This is a genomic window from Paenibacillus sp. JQZ6Y-1 (genome assembly GCF_040719145.1).
Classification (GTDB): Bacteria; Bacillota; Bacilli; order Paenibacillales; family Paenibacillaceae; genus Saccharibacillus; species Saccharibacillus kandeliae.
This window is the reverse complement of the sequence record NZ_JBFDUZ010000004.1, coordinates 83,872-98,210: the sequence shown is the minus strand read 5'-3', so window position 1 is coordinate 98,210 and position 14,339 is coordinate 83,872. Positions and strand designations below refer to the sequence as shown.

9 protein-coding genes are annotated in these 14,339 nt (G+C 49.7%); 1 reads left to right on the top strand and 8 read right to left on the bottom strand.

The features are described from left to right. Positions 1–32: 32 nt before the first annotated feature. The gene (locus ABXR35_RS18830; protein WP_367063584.1) at positions 33–1,961 is read right to left on the bottom strand and encodes a TPM domain-containing protein; all 1,929 of its coding nucleotides are present in this window, start codon (positions 1,959–1,961) and stop codon (positions 33–35) included. Between the two features lie 262 nt (positions 1,962–2,223). On the opposite strand from ABXR35_RS18830, the gene ABXR35_RS18825 reads away from it, so the two are divergent. After that, a complete protein-coding gene (locus tag ABXR35_RS18825; RefSeq protein WP_367063583.1) occupies positions 2,224–2,892 on the top strand; it encodes an MOSC domain-containing protein in 669 nt (222 codons plus the stop codon). A gap of 267 nt (positions 2,893–3,159) precedes the next feature. On the opposite strand, the gene ABXR35_RS18820 is transcribed toward ABXR35_RS18825, so the two are convergent. The 7 genes from ABXR35_RS18820 to ABXR35_RS18790 form a co-directional block, all read right to left on the bottom strand. Then, complete coding sequence (locus ABXR35_RS18820; RefSeq protein ID WP_367063582.1) at positions 3,160–4,953, bottom strand: prenyltransferase/squalene oxidase repeat-containing protein; 1,794 nt, start codon at positions 4,951–4,953, stop codon at positions 3,160–3,162. Between the two features lie 3 nt (positions 4,954–4,956). Beyond that, on the bottom strand, positions 4,957–5,928 hold the full coding sequence (locus ABXR35_RS18815; RefSeq protein WP_367063581.1) for a sugar phosphate isomerase/epimerase family protein: 972 nt from the start codon (positions 5,926–5,928) through the stop codon (positions 4,957–4,959). Positions 5,929–6,025: 97 nt separating this feature from the next. Beyond that, positions 6,026–6,946, bottom strand: a complete 921-nt coding sequence (locus tag ABXR35_RS18810) for a carbohydrate ABC transporter permease (protein WP_367063580.1) — start codon at positions 6,944–6,946, stop codon at positions 6,026–6,028. After that, on the bottom strand, positions 6,946–7,797 hold the full coding sequence (locus tag ABXR35_RS18805) for an ABC transporter permease (protein ID WP_436669393.1): 852 nt from the start codon (positions 7,795–7,797) through the stop codon (positions 6,946–6,948). The genes ABXR35_RS18810 and ABXR35_RS18805 overlap by 1 nt, the downstream gene beginning before the upstream one ends. 333 nt (positions 7,798–8,130) lie before the next feature. Next, positions 8,131–9,747, bottom strand: a complete 1,617-nt coding sequence (locus tag ABXR35_RS18800; protein ID WP_367063578.1) for an extracellular solute-binding protein — start codon at positions 9,745–9,747, stop codon at positions 8,131–8,133. A 346-nt stretch (positions 9,748–10,093) separates the two neighbouring features. Next, positions 10,094–11,671, bottom strand: a complete 1,578-nt coding sequence (locus ABXR35_RS18795; RefSeq protein WP_367063577.1) for an extracellular solute-binding protein — start codon at positions 11,669–11,671, stop codon at positions 10,094–10,096. Positions 11,672–12,031: 360 nt separating this feature from the next. Then, positions 12,032–14,317, bottom strand: coding sequence for a helix-turn-helix domain-containing protein (locus ABXR35_RS18790; RefSeq protein ID WP_367063576.1), 2,286 nt, complete (start codon positions 14,315–14,317; stop codon positions 12,032–12,034). Between the last annotated feature and the right edge of the window lie 22 nt (positions 14,318–14,339).

Here is a 14,339-nt window from a genome sequence, read left to right as displayed (position 1 = left end):
GACTGCTTTTTTTGACCTGTGCATGCCTATTCTTATTCGCGATGACGAGGGCGAGGAATCACAATAGATCCATCCGTCAATTCCGCTTGCGTACGACGCTGCTGCTGCAATTGCTGTAAAAATTCATCCAGTCGCTCCTCCGCCTGATGAAGCGCTTCCTCCGCAGCTGACAAATCCAGCGGTGTCTCCATCAGGTAACGATGTGCCTTCTCCAGCGCTTCAAAGCTGTCCTCTTGCACCGGACCCGTTAACCGAATCTCACTCTCCGTCTGTACATCCGTCAGTTGACGCACACCATCTCGATGCTGTGCGCTAATCGCTTCCCAGCGCTCCATATCAAGCTTTTTACGCAAATCGAGTTCATCAAGATACCCCGTCAATTCTAGACGCAGCGTATGTACCTGATCCACCGATTCGCGAATGTTCAGACTGTATTCGTAAGCTGCTCGGTATTGCGGCGGCTCCTCTTCCAGTGCGGCAGCAATGCTGGGAAGGAAGGAAGCGATTTGCTTCAGCAATTCCTGTATATGTTCATACCGCTGCTGCTGTCTCGCGATATGCCCATCTGCGTACACACCTTGCAAACGCTGCAATTCCCGCTCATGCCATTCCGGCAGCAATTCATACTCTTCTAGAATGCGCCCCGCTTCATCAACTGTATGAACGGCTTCATTCCGAAAACGAATACACTCATGTACCAGCTGGCGACTGTCCTTGATTAAACGCCCTACATTTTGTCGCAGAGCGAGTACCCGTGTATGGTCACCACGCGCTTGCAAATGCTGTAGCTGCCGCTCCTCCATCCGTGCCTGCTCTAGCAGTAGAAATGGATTTTCCGCGCGTACATTTAATTGCTCACGCTCCACCAGCTCATGCAGCTCCGCGGTCACTTGATCAATCGAATGCAGCGGTGTCGATTCCGGCAATGTCGGAGCAGTCGAAGCGTGCAGTGGTCTTGTGACACCAGCGATCATCTCGTACCGTTCTTGCAGCTGCTCTGTCTCACTGCTCCAAGCGGAAGACTCATTTTCCAGCCGATTCAATTCGCGCCCCGCGCTAGTTAGCGACCAGATCGAGATGGACAACGATTGAACCGTTTGACGCCACTGCTGCACCTGTTGCAGCTGCTGTTCGCCGTCGCGCTGAATTTGCTCTAGCAATACCGTCTGATCGCGGCTAACTCTTTCGCGTTCCAGCAAGGTAAATAGTTCGGAATCAAGCAGCTCATGCAGTTTTTTGTCTAGCTTATTCAGTCGCTGACGTAGCATGCTGCGGCGTCTGCGCAGCTTGCGAGTACGCAGTAGGAACAAAACCCATACAATGGCTGCCGCCAGCAGCAAGACAGTGATTGTACCCAGCACCAGCTGCTTTAACATCTTGCCTGTCGTCTGATGATCCGCTGAGTTATCCATTGCCGCTGCGCCTGTAATGTCAGCGGGATCGGTCGTGGCACTCTCTTCATTAGAAATATCCTGTAAGCCGTTCAAGTATTGACTGACAGCGATAACGCCACCAGCAATATCGCCATTTTTGGCATAAGGAACAAATTGCGTATCGGTCACGCCTTCGACGGTGCGTGCATTGCTGGCAGCGATACGTTCTGCCAATTCTTCATTTTGAAAGACCAGATGCACATAGTTCGGGTTGCGAGTGATCAGCAATAATAGCTGATTGCCGCCCATGCCTTCTTCATCGTACACCTCATTGGCAAATCGGCTTCCCTCCGTCTGGGTATAGCCGTTTACGGTCATCACCTGCAATGTATAATGATGACCGCTCAGTGCCTTGTTGATTCGTTCTGTATCTTTCTCAGTAAACATATCCGTATAATCGGTCACATGTCCGTTTCGGTAATTATGACTTTCAGAAGCATGCGTCATGATGGGTAGCAGGCTGTTGCCTAGCATCAGCAGCCAGACAATCAACAGCAGTTGCCACCGCCATATGAATTTCGTTTTCATCCTGTTCCCCTTTAATCCAAGGTGCAGTGCTACAATCCTTTACAGTATGCCGTAATGTCATCATCTGTACAACGTATTATGATACAATTATCGGCAGGAAAGAAAGCAGAAATTAACAATAACAGGCAGCAATTTGTAGAATATTGTGCAAAATAGATTGGATATGCTGGTTTTTCTAGGTACAATGGCTCCAACATACAGGCGTGATGGTCAGAGGACGTCAGACCATCTGCCGCATCTTTTACAGAAAAGAGGGATCACGATGAGTACATCTACGACGACAACCGCAGCAAGATTACTATCACTGAACACCGGTATGCCGGTACATATCGAATGGAACGGCAAGTCCGTGTACACGGGTTATATCAAAACACCGGTGCAAAAGCCGCTTGCTATTAGCGAGAATGGGATTGAAGAGGACGGTCAAGGCGATCTGAAAAATCACGGCGGACCGGATAAAGCGGCTTGTGTTTACTCTGCCCAGCATTACCCGTGGTGGAGCAAAGAAATGGATCGTCCATTTGAAGCGGGAGCGTTTGGAGAGAATTTTACGGTGAGCGGATTGCTGGAACAGGATGTGTGTATCGGCGACGTATATACCATCGGTACCGCCACCGTACAGGTGAGTCAGCCACGGCAGCCTTGCTTCAAGCTAGCCGCGCATCTGGAACGGCAGCAGATGATCGTTCGCGTACGGGAAACGGGTTATTCCGGCTTTTATTTCCGCGTACTGGAGGCGGGCGAAGTGACCGCTGGAGATGAAATGACATGGGTACGCCGTGAGGGCAATGGCACCACCATCGCCGAATGCAATCGGCTGTTGTATCACGAGAAGGGCGATACGCCTGCATTGCGCAAAGCGCTAGAGGAGCCTGCATTGGCAGCTTCCTTGCGCAAACATTGGAGCAAACGACTCCAATCCGAAGCATAACGCTGGTACGCTAACATAGGTCTGTATGGGCTGGTAGCGGTTGTATGCCCTAGCATATTCGCCTGCATTTCTAATAAAAAAAGCTTGTGGTGCTGGTTACACCACAAGCTGGACTTAATGACGATCAGCGGACATCACCGCTACCGCTTCACGTATAGGCTATCGCCTACTGTATAGCTGCAAGCCAACCGCGGGATAAGGTAAGATTGTTACCTTATCCCGCGGTTTTTCTTGTTTTGGCGATGGTTGTTTTGGATCGGCTCCGTCTTATTTACCAAACTGCTGCAGCACCTGCTGCTCTCGCTCCGCCTGTGCACAAGGCGACAACCGCAAACTGATCTTATGCTCAAATGGCGTCATCAGATTCACCAGCAATGTACGACAGTTCGATGGATAGCTCGCTTCGCGTACTGAGGATGCCCAGTGCTCATACGCGCCGCCAGTTAGCACCATCCAGTCATTTCCCTGCTGAACACGAATCAAGCCACTTTTCCACAGTTCTACGCCGTCTGACACCTTGCTTAGCTCGCCATCCTCTGCTAGCAGCTGCGATTCACTGTCAAAAATCAACGATAGCTGCGTCATCACTTCCTCCGGTTCGCTGCACCGAATATACAAATCCATACCATTGACCTGCTCCACCATCTCTACTTCCACACGATACGCTTGCGTATGCGTGCTTTCACGTTGTCCGTGAGGTAACAAATACCAAGGGCTTGCTTCGCCGTCCACATCTGTATGATCCGGCACATGCTGCGCCGCAATTGGTCCTCGGTAGCCTTTGTGATACAGCGCCGTCATCATATATCCACGTTCCGTTTCGACCAGCGTCTGCATCGGCACAAACCCCGGACCAAAATACGATGCTAGCTGCACGCCTAGCAAGCGTACACTCCCATGCCGCAGCGCCAGCAGTGACGACGTTTCGGTCATCATCGTCAGGCTCGTATTGCCATGACGCATCCGCAGCACAGGCGCGCCAAAATCCAGATGTGGACGACTGTATTGAATCGCTCGATATTCGTCGGCATCGGCACGATCAATATACTGCTGTCGTTCAAAGGTTCCATTGATCATCCGCCGATAATGCTGCGGCAGCTCACCCGGCTTCACCCGCTGCTCATTCCCCGCATATAACTGCATGCCGATCAATGGATTATTTGCACAACTGGACGGTTCATGAAACGCCGCTGCTGCCAATTGCGCCATTGCCGCGAACTGTGCATTGTTATCCAGATTCGCCATCAGCACATATGACAGCAAATAACTGTCCATCGTAAACGTCTGTCCAAAATCCTGCCTTCCCGAATAATCGGTCACTACCTCGCCGGATGGATGAATCAGATACATCATCATATCCAGATTGCGACGTACTGATTCTAGCAATTCTGGCATATGCAGCAGCCGCGACGCATGAATGAGCATCACATCGCTGACCGCGTTATAAATGCCATTGCTGCGCTCTGTCCATTCGCCGTCTGGTGTCATATCCAGCCCTTCCGACAGCCACATCTGCGCCCGCTGCACCAATCGTTCATCCCCAAAGATTTCATACAAAAATCCAAGCGCCGCGCAGAGCACCCAGCGATGATTCGGCGTATGACAGCCGCCGGTAAGCATCACTGGCATAGAGCGCTCTAGAAACTGACGCATGCTGACCAGCACTCGCTCAGCATCTGTCCAGTTCTCGCGTGATAACAGCAAATACAGCTGCGCATACCCGACAATAACAAACGCCGTATCCGGTGGCGAATGGAAATTCGTCCACCCCGGCGAGATCGAGCCATCCTCATGCTGGAAACGCAGCATATATTCCGCCGCTAATCCCAACCGCTCCAATACCAATGGATCGCGATAATAGACTGATTCTGGCTGCACAAGCGCCGCTGTCCAAACCGACATCCAAACGGGCGTACCAGCATGGTGATTAGGCCAAGCAATGCCGTTCGCCGGATCGATCACACCGCCGTAATACCGACTTTGCTCATCCAGTACCTGACCATGCAGTCCACGCTCTACCCACGACTCGTTGAGATTGATCAGCTTTTGCAGGATATCCATAGGTTAGACTCCTTTCGCAAGACTTGCCTGACGCTGCTGGATTTTGTCGGTCAGCAGACGATGGCTGGCATGTATCTCGTCCGGCTGACAGGCTGCCTTCAGCTCATATACCTTGATCGGTGCCTGCTGAATAATATCCAGAAAGCGGTCAAAGTACTCCATATCCTTGCTATGCACATACGGGCACCAATGATCCGATAAACCCAGCGTTTCGTGGATATGTACACCAATAATATCGTCCTTCATCGCATTCGCTTCCTCGGCATTGTGATACAATCCCATTCGATCCATCATCATGCCGTGCCCAATATCGTACCAGAGATAGACGGGTGCGCCCTTCATACGCGCACGGACTTTTTTCGCTTCGTTCAGTGTGGGCATTTGATAACAGCGCGACCTCGTTTCGATCCCGAAGGCAATATCATACCCCCGCGATACTGTAATGTCGCACACCTCTTCCAGACTGTGCTGAATACGCTGCAAATAATGCTCTGACAGCTGTTCTCGCCGCTCTAGCATCTCATTCCACAGCTTCTGATAAGCTGGTGAATCCTTGCCCTGCTCATGATAGATGCCTTTCAGTTCCTCGTCGATATTATAGGAAAAAGGAACCTCGCCCGGATGCACCACCACCGCTTTGGCACCATAGCGATGCGCATATTCTGCCGAACCGACCAGCAGTTCCACTGCACGCTTGCGCTTATCTTCATCATCGAATCCGAGCAGCACCGAATCCGTGCCGTAATCCGGGTCAGGGGTATGTGGAAACGTATTATGCACGCTGGATACGCCTATCTCCCCTTTCTCGATCAATGGCTCAATCGTCTTCAGCATCTCCGTCGTCACATTATAATTCAGTTCGACATAGCGGAAGCCCAGCTCACTAATCTCGCGGATCATGCCTGCTCCGTCATTTGGATAACGCTTGATGTTCCAGCAGGTAGAAAAGGAATACTCGCCTTTGGATGAATACATGCGTCACGCCTTCTTTCTCTCTGTAGTTTGAATGCTGCTTCACCACTAAAGCAGCAAATGCGGCCTCCGCAGGGAAAGCCGCACCGTTTGCTCATCGTTATCCTTTGACTGCGCCGAGCATCACGCCGCTAACGAAGAAGCGTTGCAGCCACGGATACACAATCAGAATCGGCACCGTTGCAAAGATTACGCTCGCCGCTTTCAGACTTTCCGGCATCATCTGCGCCGCACCGACTACCTCATTACGCATCAGTTCGGTCGCCATATTGTTCTGAATGAGCTGATACAGCTTCAATTGCAGCGGATACAGCTCAGGGCTGTTAATATACATCAACGTATCCATGAATCCGTTCCAGCGACCAACCGCATAGAACAGACTCAACGTTGCCAGTACTGGCAGTGACAGTGGCAGAATGATACGCACCAGCGTCAGGAAATGGCTGCTGCCATCAATCTCTGCTGCTTCTTCCAAACTGTCGGGAATGCCTTTAAAAAAGGAAATCATAATAATCAGATAAAACGGGCTGATCAATCCCGGTAAAATCAGCGCCCACATCGTATCCAGCAAATGCAGATTGCGCACCAGAATATATTCTGGGATAATACCGCCGCTAAAGAACATCGTAATGATGATCACGACCATAAAGAAGCCGCGACCTTTCAGATTCGATTTGGCTAATGGGAAGGCTGCTGCAATCGTCATTGCCATACACATCACTGTGAACACAACGGTCAGCAGAACGGTAAAGCCGAGCGAGCGGATCATCGACGGATCACTGAACACCTTCGTGTAGGCTTCAATCGTGAACTCTCTTGGAAATAGGGTAACCTCTCCCGACATGATCGGACGCGCCGAGCTGAATGAGATCGCCAATACGTGGATAAACGGGAAAATACAAATCAAGACCGATACCGCCAGCAGCGTAATATTCACAATATCAAACGCACGGTCGCTACGGCTGATTGCTGGCTTGATCTTGATACGATCGGTTTCGTTCACGCGAGCTGCTTCTGCCATTACAAAATCCCCTCCCCGGTCGTTTTCTTAGCTGCGAGGTTGGCACCCAGTACGAAGATCAGTCCAACTACCGCTTGGAACAGACCAACAACGGTTGCCAGCGTGTACTGCCCGGATTCCAAACCGATCCGGTACACAAAGGTACTGAGTACATCCGAATATTCCTGCACGGCTACGTTACCGATAACGAATGGACGTTCAAATCCAATCGTGACCATATTGCCCAGATTGATGATCAACAGGGTGATGATCGTCGGACGCAGACCCGGCAGTGTAATGTGCCAAATGCGCTTCATCCGTCCTGCACCATCCACCTCAGCAGCTTCGTACAGCTCCTTGTTGATGCCCGTCAATGCTGCCAGATACAGAATCGTTCCCCAGCCAGCACTTTGCCATACGCCGGTCAGTAAGTACGTGATCAGCCAGTAATTCGGATCGGTCAAAAACGGAATCGGCTGAAATCCGAATGATACCCACAGATTGTTAATAAATCCCGATTGCGTACCAAACACCTGATACACAATGCCCCCGATAATAACCCAAGAGATAAAATGCGGAATATAGAGAATGGTCTGCGACAGTTTCTTGAACCACACCGCCTTCACTTCATACAGCATAATCGCTAGAATGAGCGGTGCCGGAAACGAAACGATCAGGTCCAGAATGTTCAACATCAAGGTATTGCGAAGGGTACGGTAAAAGTCCTGATTTTGAAATACTTCGCGGAAGGCATCCCAGCCAATCCATTCACTGCCGTTAATTCCTTGGAAAAAGTTGAAATCCTTAAACGCAATCTGTACGCCGTACATCGGTCCGTATTTGAAGATAGCAAAGTAAGCCAGCGGCAGCATGAGCAGGAAATACAGCTGCCAATATCTGCGGAGGTAAGTGGACGTTTTCACTGTCGTACTCCCCTTTCGGTTGGTGTAATCGCAAAACCATATCAAGTGGCACAGCATCCCTATACAGAGATTGGAGTACAGCTGATGCTGCCGACTTCAGAAGTACGCCTACACGTATCTGTTCACGAAGTCGGCAGTACAGCCGCCAATACACTGATTGTCATTCATGACTGGGACTAAGAATTGCCTTCTGTCGGAGATTCGGAATAGTGGCTTGGTATCCATCATTCCCGTGAACACCACAAGGGCAATTGTTGAGAAATGATAGATCCCTGCGCCGTCTTACTTGGTTGCGCCGCCTTCTTGGAACACTTTGGTACGCTCATCTAGAATCGCTTGACCACCGCTGCTCATGTAATCTTTCATCAGCGAGTCATACGTGCTGTCAAACTGCGCTTCCGGTGCCATCGTCGCTTTGACGATCAGCTGGGCGTATTTGTCCTGCAAGGCGCTACCGTATTTTGCTTCCGCCTCAATAGGCTTGTTGAAGTTCACCGGTGGAATCGTATCGGTATTGGAGATTTCGACCGATTTGCGCATATCCGCTTGATATTCTTCTGGCACCTGCATAATGTAGGCATCGTTGTTTTGCTCTTCTGTACCGACGATTTTGCCGTTCGCGATAATCGCCATATCACCATAGTTGTACAGACGATTCAGCGCTTCCTCGGACGCATCTTCCTTCGCTACCGGAATACCGTCTTTGAGCGTGTAGTTTTCGCCTTCTACGCCATTTTGCATATCGAACAGGTTTTTGTCAGATGCCATCCAGTCGAGATATTTGATCGCCTCCACCGCTTTGCTGCTTGATTTTGGGATCATAATATACAGACCGTTGGATGCGTATTCTGGTTTAGCACGCTTGCCTTCGTTGTTCGTAAACACATCCGTTGGCGTGAGCTTGGCATCCTTCACGTTGGTTTGCAGGTTTTTGTACGTACCGTTATAGCTGAAATACAGCTCGCCCGCATCCTCGGTGTAGAAGCCGACTTTGCCGTTTTGTACATCCTGCCACAATTGCTTTTTGTCTTCATCCAGACCGAAGTCTTTGCTAATAAGCCCTTCGTTATACAGCTTATTCATATACTTCAGACCGTCCTTGAAGCCGGGCAGCAAGGTTGGATAATCGCTGGAACCGAGCTTTTGGGTCAGGGTATATTTTTGCTCGTCAGTAAGCGGCTGTTGCACAAAGGACCAGAGCAGCGGCTCATATTGCGCTGGTGCAATCGTCATACCGAATGGAATCAGACTGTTGCCGACTTTGCCAGGGTCTTTATCCTTGAATGCTTTCAGTGTGGTGTATAGCTCGTCTGTCGTTTGTGGAACTGGCAGCTTCAATGCGTCCAGCCAGTCCTGACGAATATAGGAAGCGTATTTGCCAAGCACAGAGCGTTTGCCCGGAATGGCATATTGTTTGCCTTCAATTTGACCGTAGGAGAGTGTATCATCGCCAAGGAACTTTTTCAGATTGGGACCGTATTGGTTCAGCAAATCGGTCAGGTCAGTCAATCCGCCTTGTTCGGCGTAACGGTTAAATGTGCCTTGATCATACGTAAATACGATATCCGGTACATCGCCGCCGCTTGCCATCAGTACATTCAGCTTTTGTAACTCTTCCGAACGCGGGACAGGGACGTATTGCACTTCAATATTGTTTTTGCCGCCGAAACGTTCGTTAACAAGCTTGGTCATATAGTTGTTACTGATCGTAGAGCCTGCTGGCGAGTTGCCGCGGTCGAACACTTCCACTTTCAATACAGATTTACCGTCTGCGGTCGTCGCACCCGCTTCGCTGCTTGAACTGGAACAGCCCGCTAATATTGCTGTACCTGCCAATACCGTCGCCATCATCGTACCGGATAATGCTTTAACCCAACGTTTGTGTGAATACCATTTCATTTCCCCAACCCCTTTGTTCGCTTTTCTCCCTGTCGTATTGGTATGAGCAGGTCATTATTATTTTTGTTAACTTTCCTGCCATTTATCATTTTCGGGATGCCCCAATTATGGCATTAGATCACGAAATCACTCAATAAACTTGTTTCAGAAGATAAACAGATAGGCTAAAACCCTTACCCATCAAGGTTTTCAAGCTATGAAAATATAATCACTCTTCATGTTATATTCGAGTAATGTTTATTGTCTATCTGCTATTTTACGCTTCATGATGGATCAGTTTAACGACAGAAATGACATCAGAAATGGAAGAAATGAAATGGTGATAGGTTACAGCTAGATTGCTTTGTTATTTGGCGACTTTGCCTTCTTGGAATACTTTGGTGCGCTCATCCAGAATCGCTTGACCACCGCTGCTCATGTAATCCTTCACGAGCGAATCATAGGTCGCATCAAACTGATCTGGTGCTACCATCGTCGCTTTGACGACCAACTGATCGAATTTATCCTGCAATGCGCTGCCATATTTGGCTTCTGCTTCAATCGGTACGCTAAAATTCACTGGCGGGAAGGTATCGGTATTGGAGATGTCAACCGACTTCGCCATGTCCTTCTGGTATTTCTCTGGCATTTGCATAATATACGCTTCGTTGTTTTGTTCTTCGGTGCCGACGATTTTGCCGTTGGCGATAATTGCCATATCGCCGTAATTGTAGATGCGGTTCATCACATCTTCAGACGCATCCGGCTTCACGACTGGAATGCCGTCCTTGAGCGTATAGTTTTCGCCTTCTACGCCGTTTTGCATATCGAACAGGTTTTTGTCGGACGCCATCCAATTCAAGTATTTAATTGCTTCTACCGCTTTGGTGCTGGATTTTGGAATCATAATATACAAACCGTTGGACGCATATTCTGGCTTGATATGTTTGCCTTCGTTATTCGTAAATACATCAGTTGGTGTCAGCACGGCATTTTTATCATTCGCTTGCAGGTTTTCGTAAGTGCCACCTGCATAATACGGGTTTCCTGCATCCTCAGTGTAGAAGCCGACTTTGCCATTTTGTATATCCTGTCCTAGCTGCTTTTTGTCCTCATCCAGACTGAAATCCTTGCTGATCAGCCCTTCGTTATACAGCTTGTTCATGAATTGCAGACCTTCCTTGAAGCCGGGAAGCAGTACTGGATAATCACGGGAGCCAAGCTTTTGCAGCAGGGTATATTTTTGCTCGTCAGTTAGTGGCTGCTGGATAAACGACCAGATCAGCGGCTCATATTGCGCCGGAGCGATCGTCATGCCAAATGGAATCACACTGGCTCCGACACCGCCGGGGTCTTTGTCCTTGAACGCCTTCAGTGTAGTGTACAGCTCATCTGTTGTCTGCGGCATAGGCATCTTCAGCTTGTCTAGCCAATCCTGACGAATATAGGAAGCATATTTGCCTAGGACGGAGCGCTTACCCGGAATGGCAAACTGCTTGCCTTCCAGTTGTCCGTAAGCGAGTGTATCTTCACCTAGGAACTTTTTCAGTTCGGGACCATATTGGTTGAGCAGATCAGTCACATCGGTCAGTCCGCCTTGTTCGGCATACCGGTTAAAGGTTCCTTGATCGTAAGTAAACACGATATCCGGCACATCGCCGCCGCTCGCCATCAATACATTCAGCTTTTGCAGCTCTTCAGAACGGGGAATCGGGACATACTGTACATCGATATTGTTTTTGGCACCAAAGCGTTCATTGACAAGCTTGGTCAAATAGTTGCTGTTAATCGTAGAACCGGCAGGCGAATTACCGCGGTCAAACACTTCCACCTTCAATACAGATTTGCCATCTGCCGTTGTTGCACCTGCATCACTGCTGGAGCTGGAACAGCCCGCCAGTAATGTTGTACCTGTCAGTGCCACAGCCATCATGAACCCGGACATACGCTTGAACAACCTTTTCTTTGAATACGCTTTCAATTTACTCAACCCCTTTGTCAGCTTGTGTCCCTTGTGCCGTGTATGTACCGCATATAATCCTTGCGGGTAGAAATGGTTCCAATTAGGGATGCCCCAATTATGGCATTTCACTTTTAAAATGCTCAATAAACTTGATTCCATCCATAAACCTTTTAGTAAACGCTTACATTGGAATGTAAGAACGGAGTGAGATCATGATTTGTACTATATTCGCGACATAAACGATTTTCCGATTGCCTGTCATCCCTTGCTATGACTGACTTTAGAAGCGATTACCTTTGACTTTTCGGCAAAAAGAAAACAAGCAGCCCGACATGGGGCTGCTCATTTTCGCTGTTCTCCTGATGGCAGTAGCGAGCTGCCGGGCTTCATTTTCAGCTTACGATAATCTCCCGGCGTAACGCCGATAATCCGCTTAAATACCCTGCCAAACGTAATCGAATTCGCATAACCGACCTGAATCGCGATATTCTGGATCGTATCGTCGGTTGATGATAACAGCTCCTCTGCCCGCTGCAAACGTAGCTGAACAAGCAGATCAATAAATTTAATATCCAGCTCTGCCTTGAACAGATGGCTCACATACTTGGGCGTAACGTCAAAGCGCTCGCTCAGATGATTGAGCGACAGATCTGGATTAGCAAAATTCTCTTCCATGTACACCTTCATCTCACCGATCAAGGCGCGATGATTGGTAGAATCGCCTGCCTGCTGATACATCTCTGCCACTTGATCCAAATATTGCAGCAACGACGCTTGAATCTCCTCCACCGTCTCTGCTTCGGCGATTGCCTCCATCACCCCGTCTGCTTCCTCACCGGATAACAGCACATCGAGTGGCTCAGACATGCCTTCCAGCTCACGACCGAGCATTTGCAGCAGCGATAGCACAAGGGAACGAATGCTATCGTCTTTTAAAATATCCTCTTCCAACCGACCCAGTAGCTGCTTGAGCCGTTCACGCCATTCAGGCTGACGCAGCCGATACTCCTTGATCCAATCCGAGATCGCCTGCAAATACCGATAGCTGTCCGGCTCCCCGCCTTCCGGTAGATCACTGTACATGACGACTCCATCGCGTCCCAGCGTCATCGAATATTTCATCGATTCTACTGCTGTCTCATAGGCGAGATACAGATCGGCAGCACAGCGCACGGTAATCCCTGTGCCAAAGCTCATCGTCAGATGCAGATTATGCTCGACCCATTCGCGACTGCCCGCCGCTAGCGAGAACAATAGCCGCATCCAGCGCCGCTCATCGCCCGTACCCGCGATGATAATGCCCGCTCGGCGTACGCTAATCCATTCGCACCAGCCAGACACCCCGTCCTGCTGCGCCAGTTCCTGAAACACATTCGTCAGCGCTAGCTTGAGCGTATTGTGCTCTTGGGTATTGCCCTTTTCACGAAACGCATCGTAATCCTGAATCTCGGCGACGATAAAGGCATACTTCAATTCGCCCTCCTGCTCTGGTCGTCCGTGCAGATCAGGGAAAATCCGCAGCTGCTCCAGCTCCTGCTGCAATTGCTCTGGCGGCTCGCCCTCAATCCAGTTCATAAACAACCGCCGGCGGCGAATCAACAGATTCTCATGATGCTGACGCTCGTAATCGACCGTTTGCTTCATCAGACTTTCCAATGCTTCGTCGATCAGCGCCATCTCATCCTTGCGCGCTGTTTCGTTGCCGGATAATTGCAGCGATTCAATCCGCTTCATCATCACCTGAATCGGCTTGTAATTTTTGCGCGTAATATAAATGATATAGGCAATGGATACCGCCACGACCAGCACGCCGATCAGCACCCAGATATAGGAGATGACCGATACCCAAGCAAACAATTGCCCAGCACGCAGCCCACTATCCAAATTCCAATTCAAGCGATCCGAATGCAACTGCGTCAGCGGCTCGTCATGCTCCGCTTCATCCTGCTCGGTTAACGCTGGTGGATACACCTGCTGTCCAGCAGCATCCGTAATCGTTAAAAACGATACCTGCGGATTGACCATCGACGCCGCGAGCTGCTGCATGCCATATACACTCACATTGATCACGATCATACCTTGATCGCCAAATGGCAGCGGCAATCGCTTGTGCATGCTGATCACCTGCCGACTGGGATCACTGCCCATCTCGGCAAACGAACGCATCGCCGACCAGCTCTGCTGCTCCGGCTCGGTCAGCGCCTGTTTGACGAATGGCTCATCCCGAAATCCACTCAGCGGCTGCAACCCTTGCACCGTTAGCACGCTCTGATCCGAATCGCGGTAAATGTAGATCGACTCCAGCAGATCGTTATTGTCCATCAATTGACGCAAACGCTCAACCGTCTGGTACGTCACTGCTGTACCACCCGAATCGCGATCAGACAGAAATTCATCATACACCGCCGATGTTTCCACATCGCGTAGCACATCCATCTCTATTCCTTGCACCGACCGATCCATCGTATCCATCATATAGCTGGTAGAGATACGATCTGCCCGCGCTGTTTCTTGTCGGGAAATCTCATTGATTACGATAAACGACAGAAAAATCAGCATCGAAATCGTCAATAGAAAAATCGGAAAATACGATAAAAGAAGACGACGATACCAGTTTTTTGACAGCAATGGGCTTCCCCCTCCCGTACGC

Excerpts from the sequence above, each read along its gene's own strand:
- ABXR35_RS18795 (WP_367063577.1), bottom strand. The coding sequence starts at position 11,671 with ATGTCCGGGTTCATGATGGCTGTGGCACTGACAGGTACAACATTACTG.
- ABXR35_RS18805 (WP_436669393.1), bottom strand. The coding sequence starts at position 7,797 with ATGCTGCCGCTGGCTTACTTTGCTATCTTCAAATACGGACCGATGTAC.
- ABXR35_RS18815 (WP_367063581.1), bottom strand. The coding sequence starts at position 5,928 with ATGTATTCATCCAAAGGCGAGTATTCCTTTTCTACCTGCTGGAACATC.
- ABXR35_RS18825 (WP_367063583.1), top strand. The coding sequence starts at position 2,224 with ATGAGTACATCTACGACGACAACCGCAGCAAGATTACTATCACTGAAC.
- ABXR35_RS18810 (WP_367063580.1), bottom strand. The coding sequence starts at position 6,946 with ATGGCAGAAGCAGCTCGCGTGAACGAAACCGATCGTATCAAGATCAAG.
- ABXR35_RS18830 (WP_367063584.1), bottom strand. The coding sequence starts at position 1,961 with ATGAAAACGAAATTCATATGGCGGTGGCAACTGCTGTTGATTGTCTGG.
- ABXR35_RS18820 (WP_367063582.1), bottom strand. The coding sequence starts at position 4,953 with ATGGATATCCTGCAAAAGCTGATCAATCTCAACGAGTCGTGGGTAGAG.
- ABXR35_RS18800 (WP_367063578.1), bottom strand. The coding sequence starts at position 9,747 with ATGAAATGGTATTCACACAAACGTTGGGTTAAAGCATTATCCGGTACG.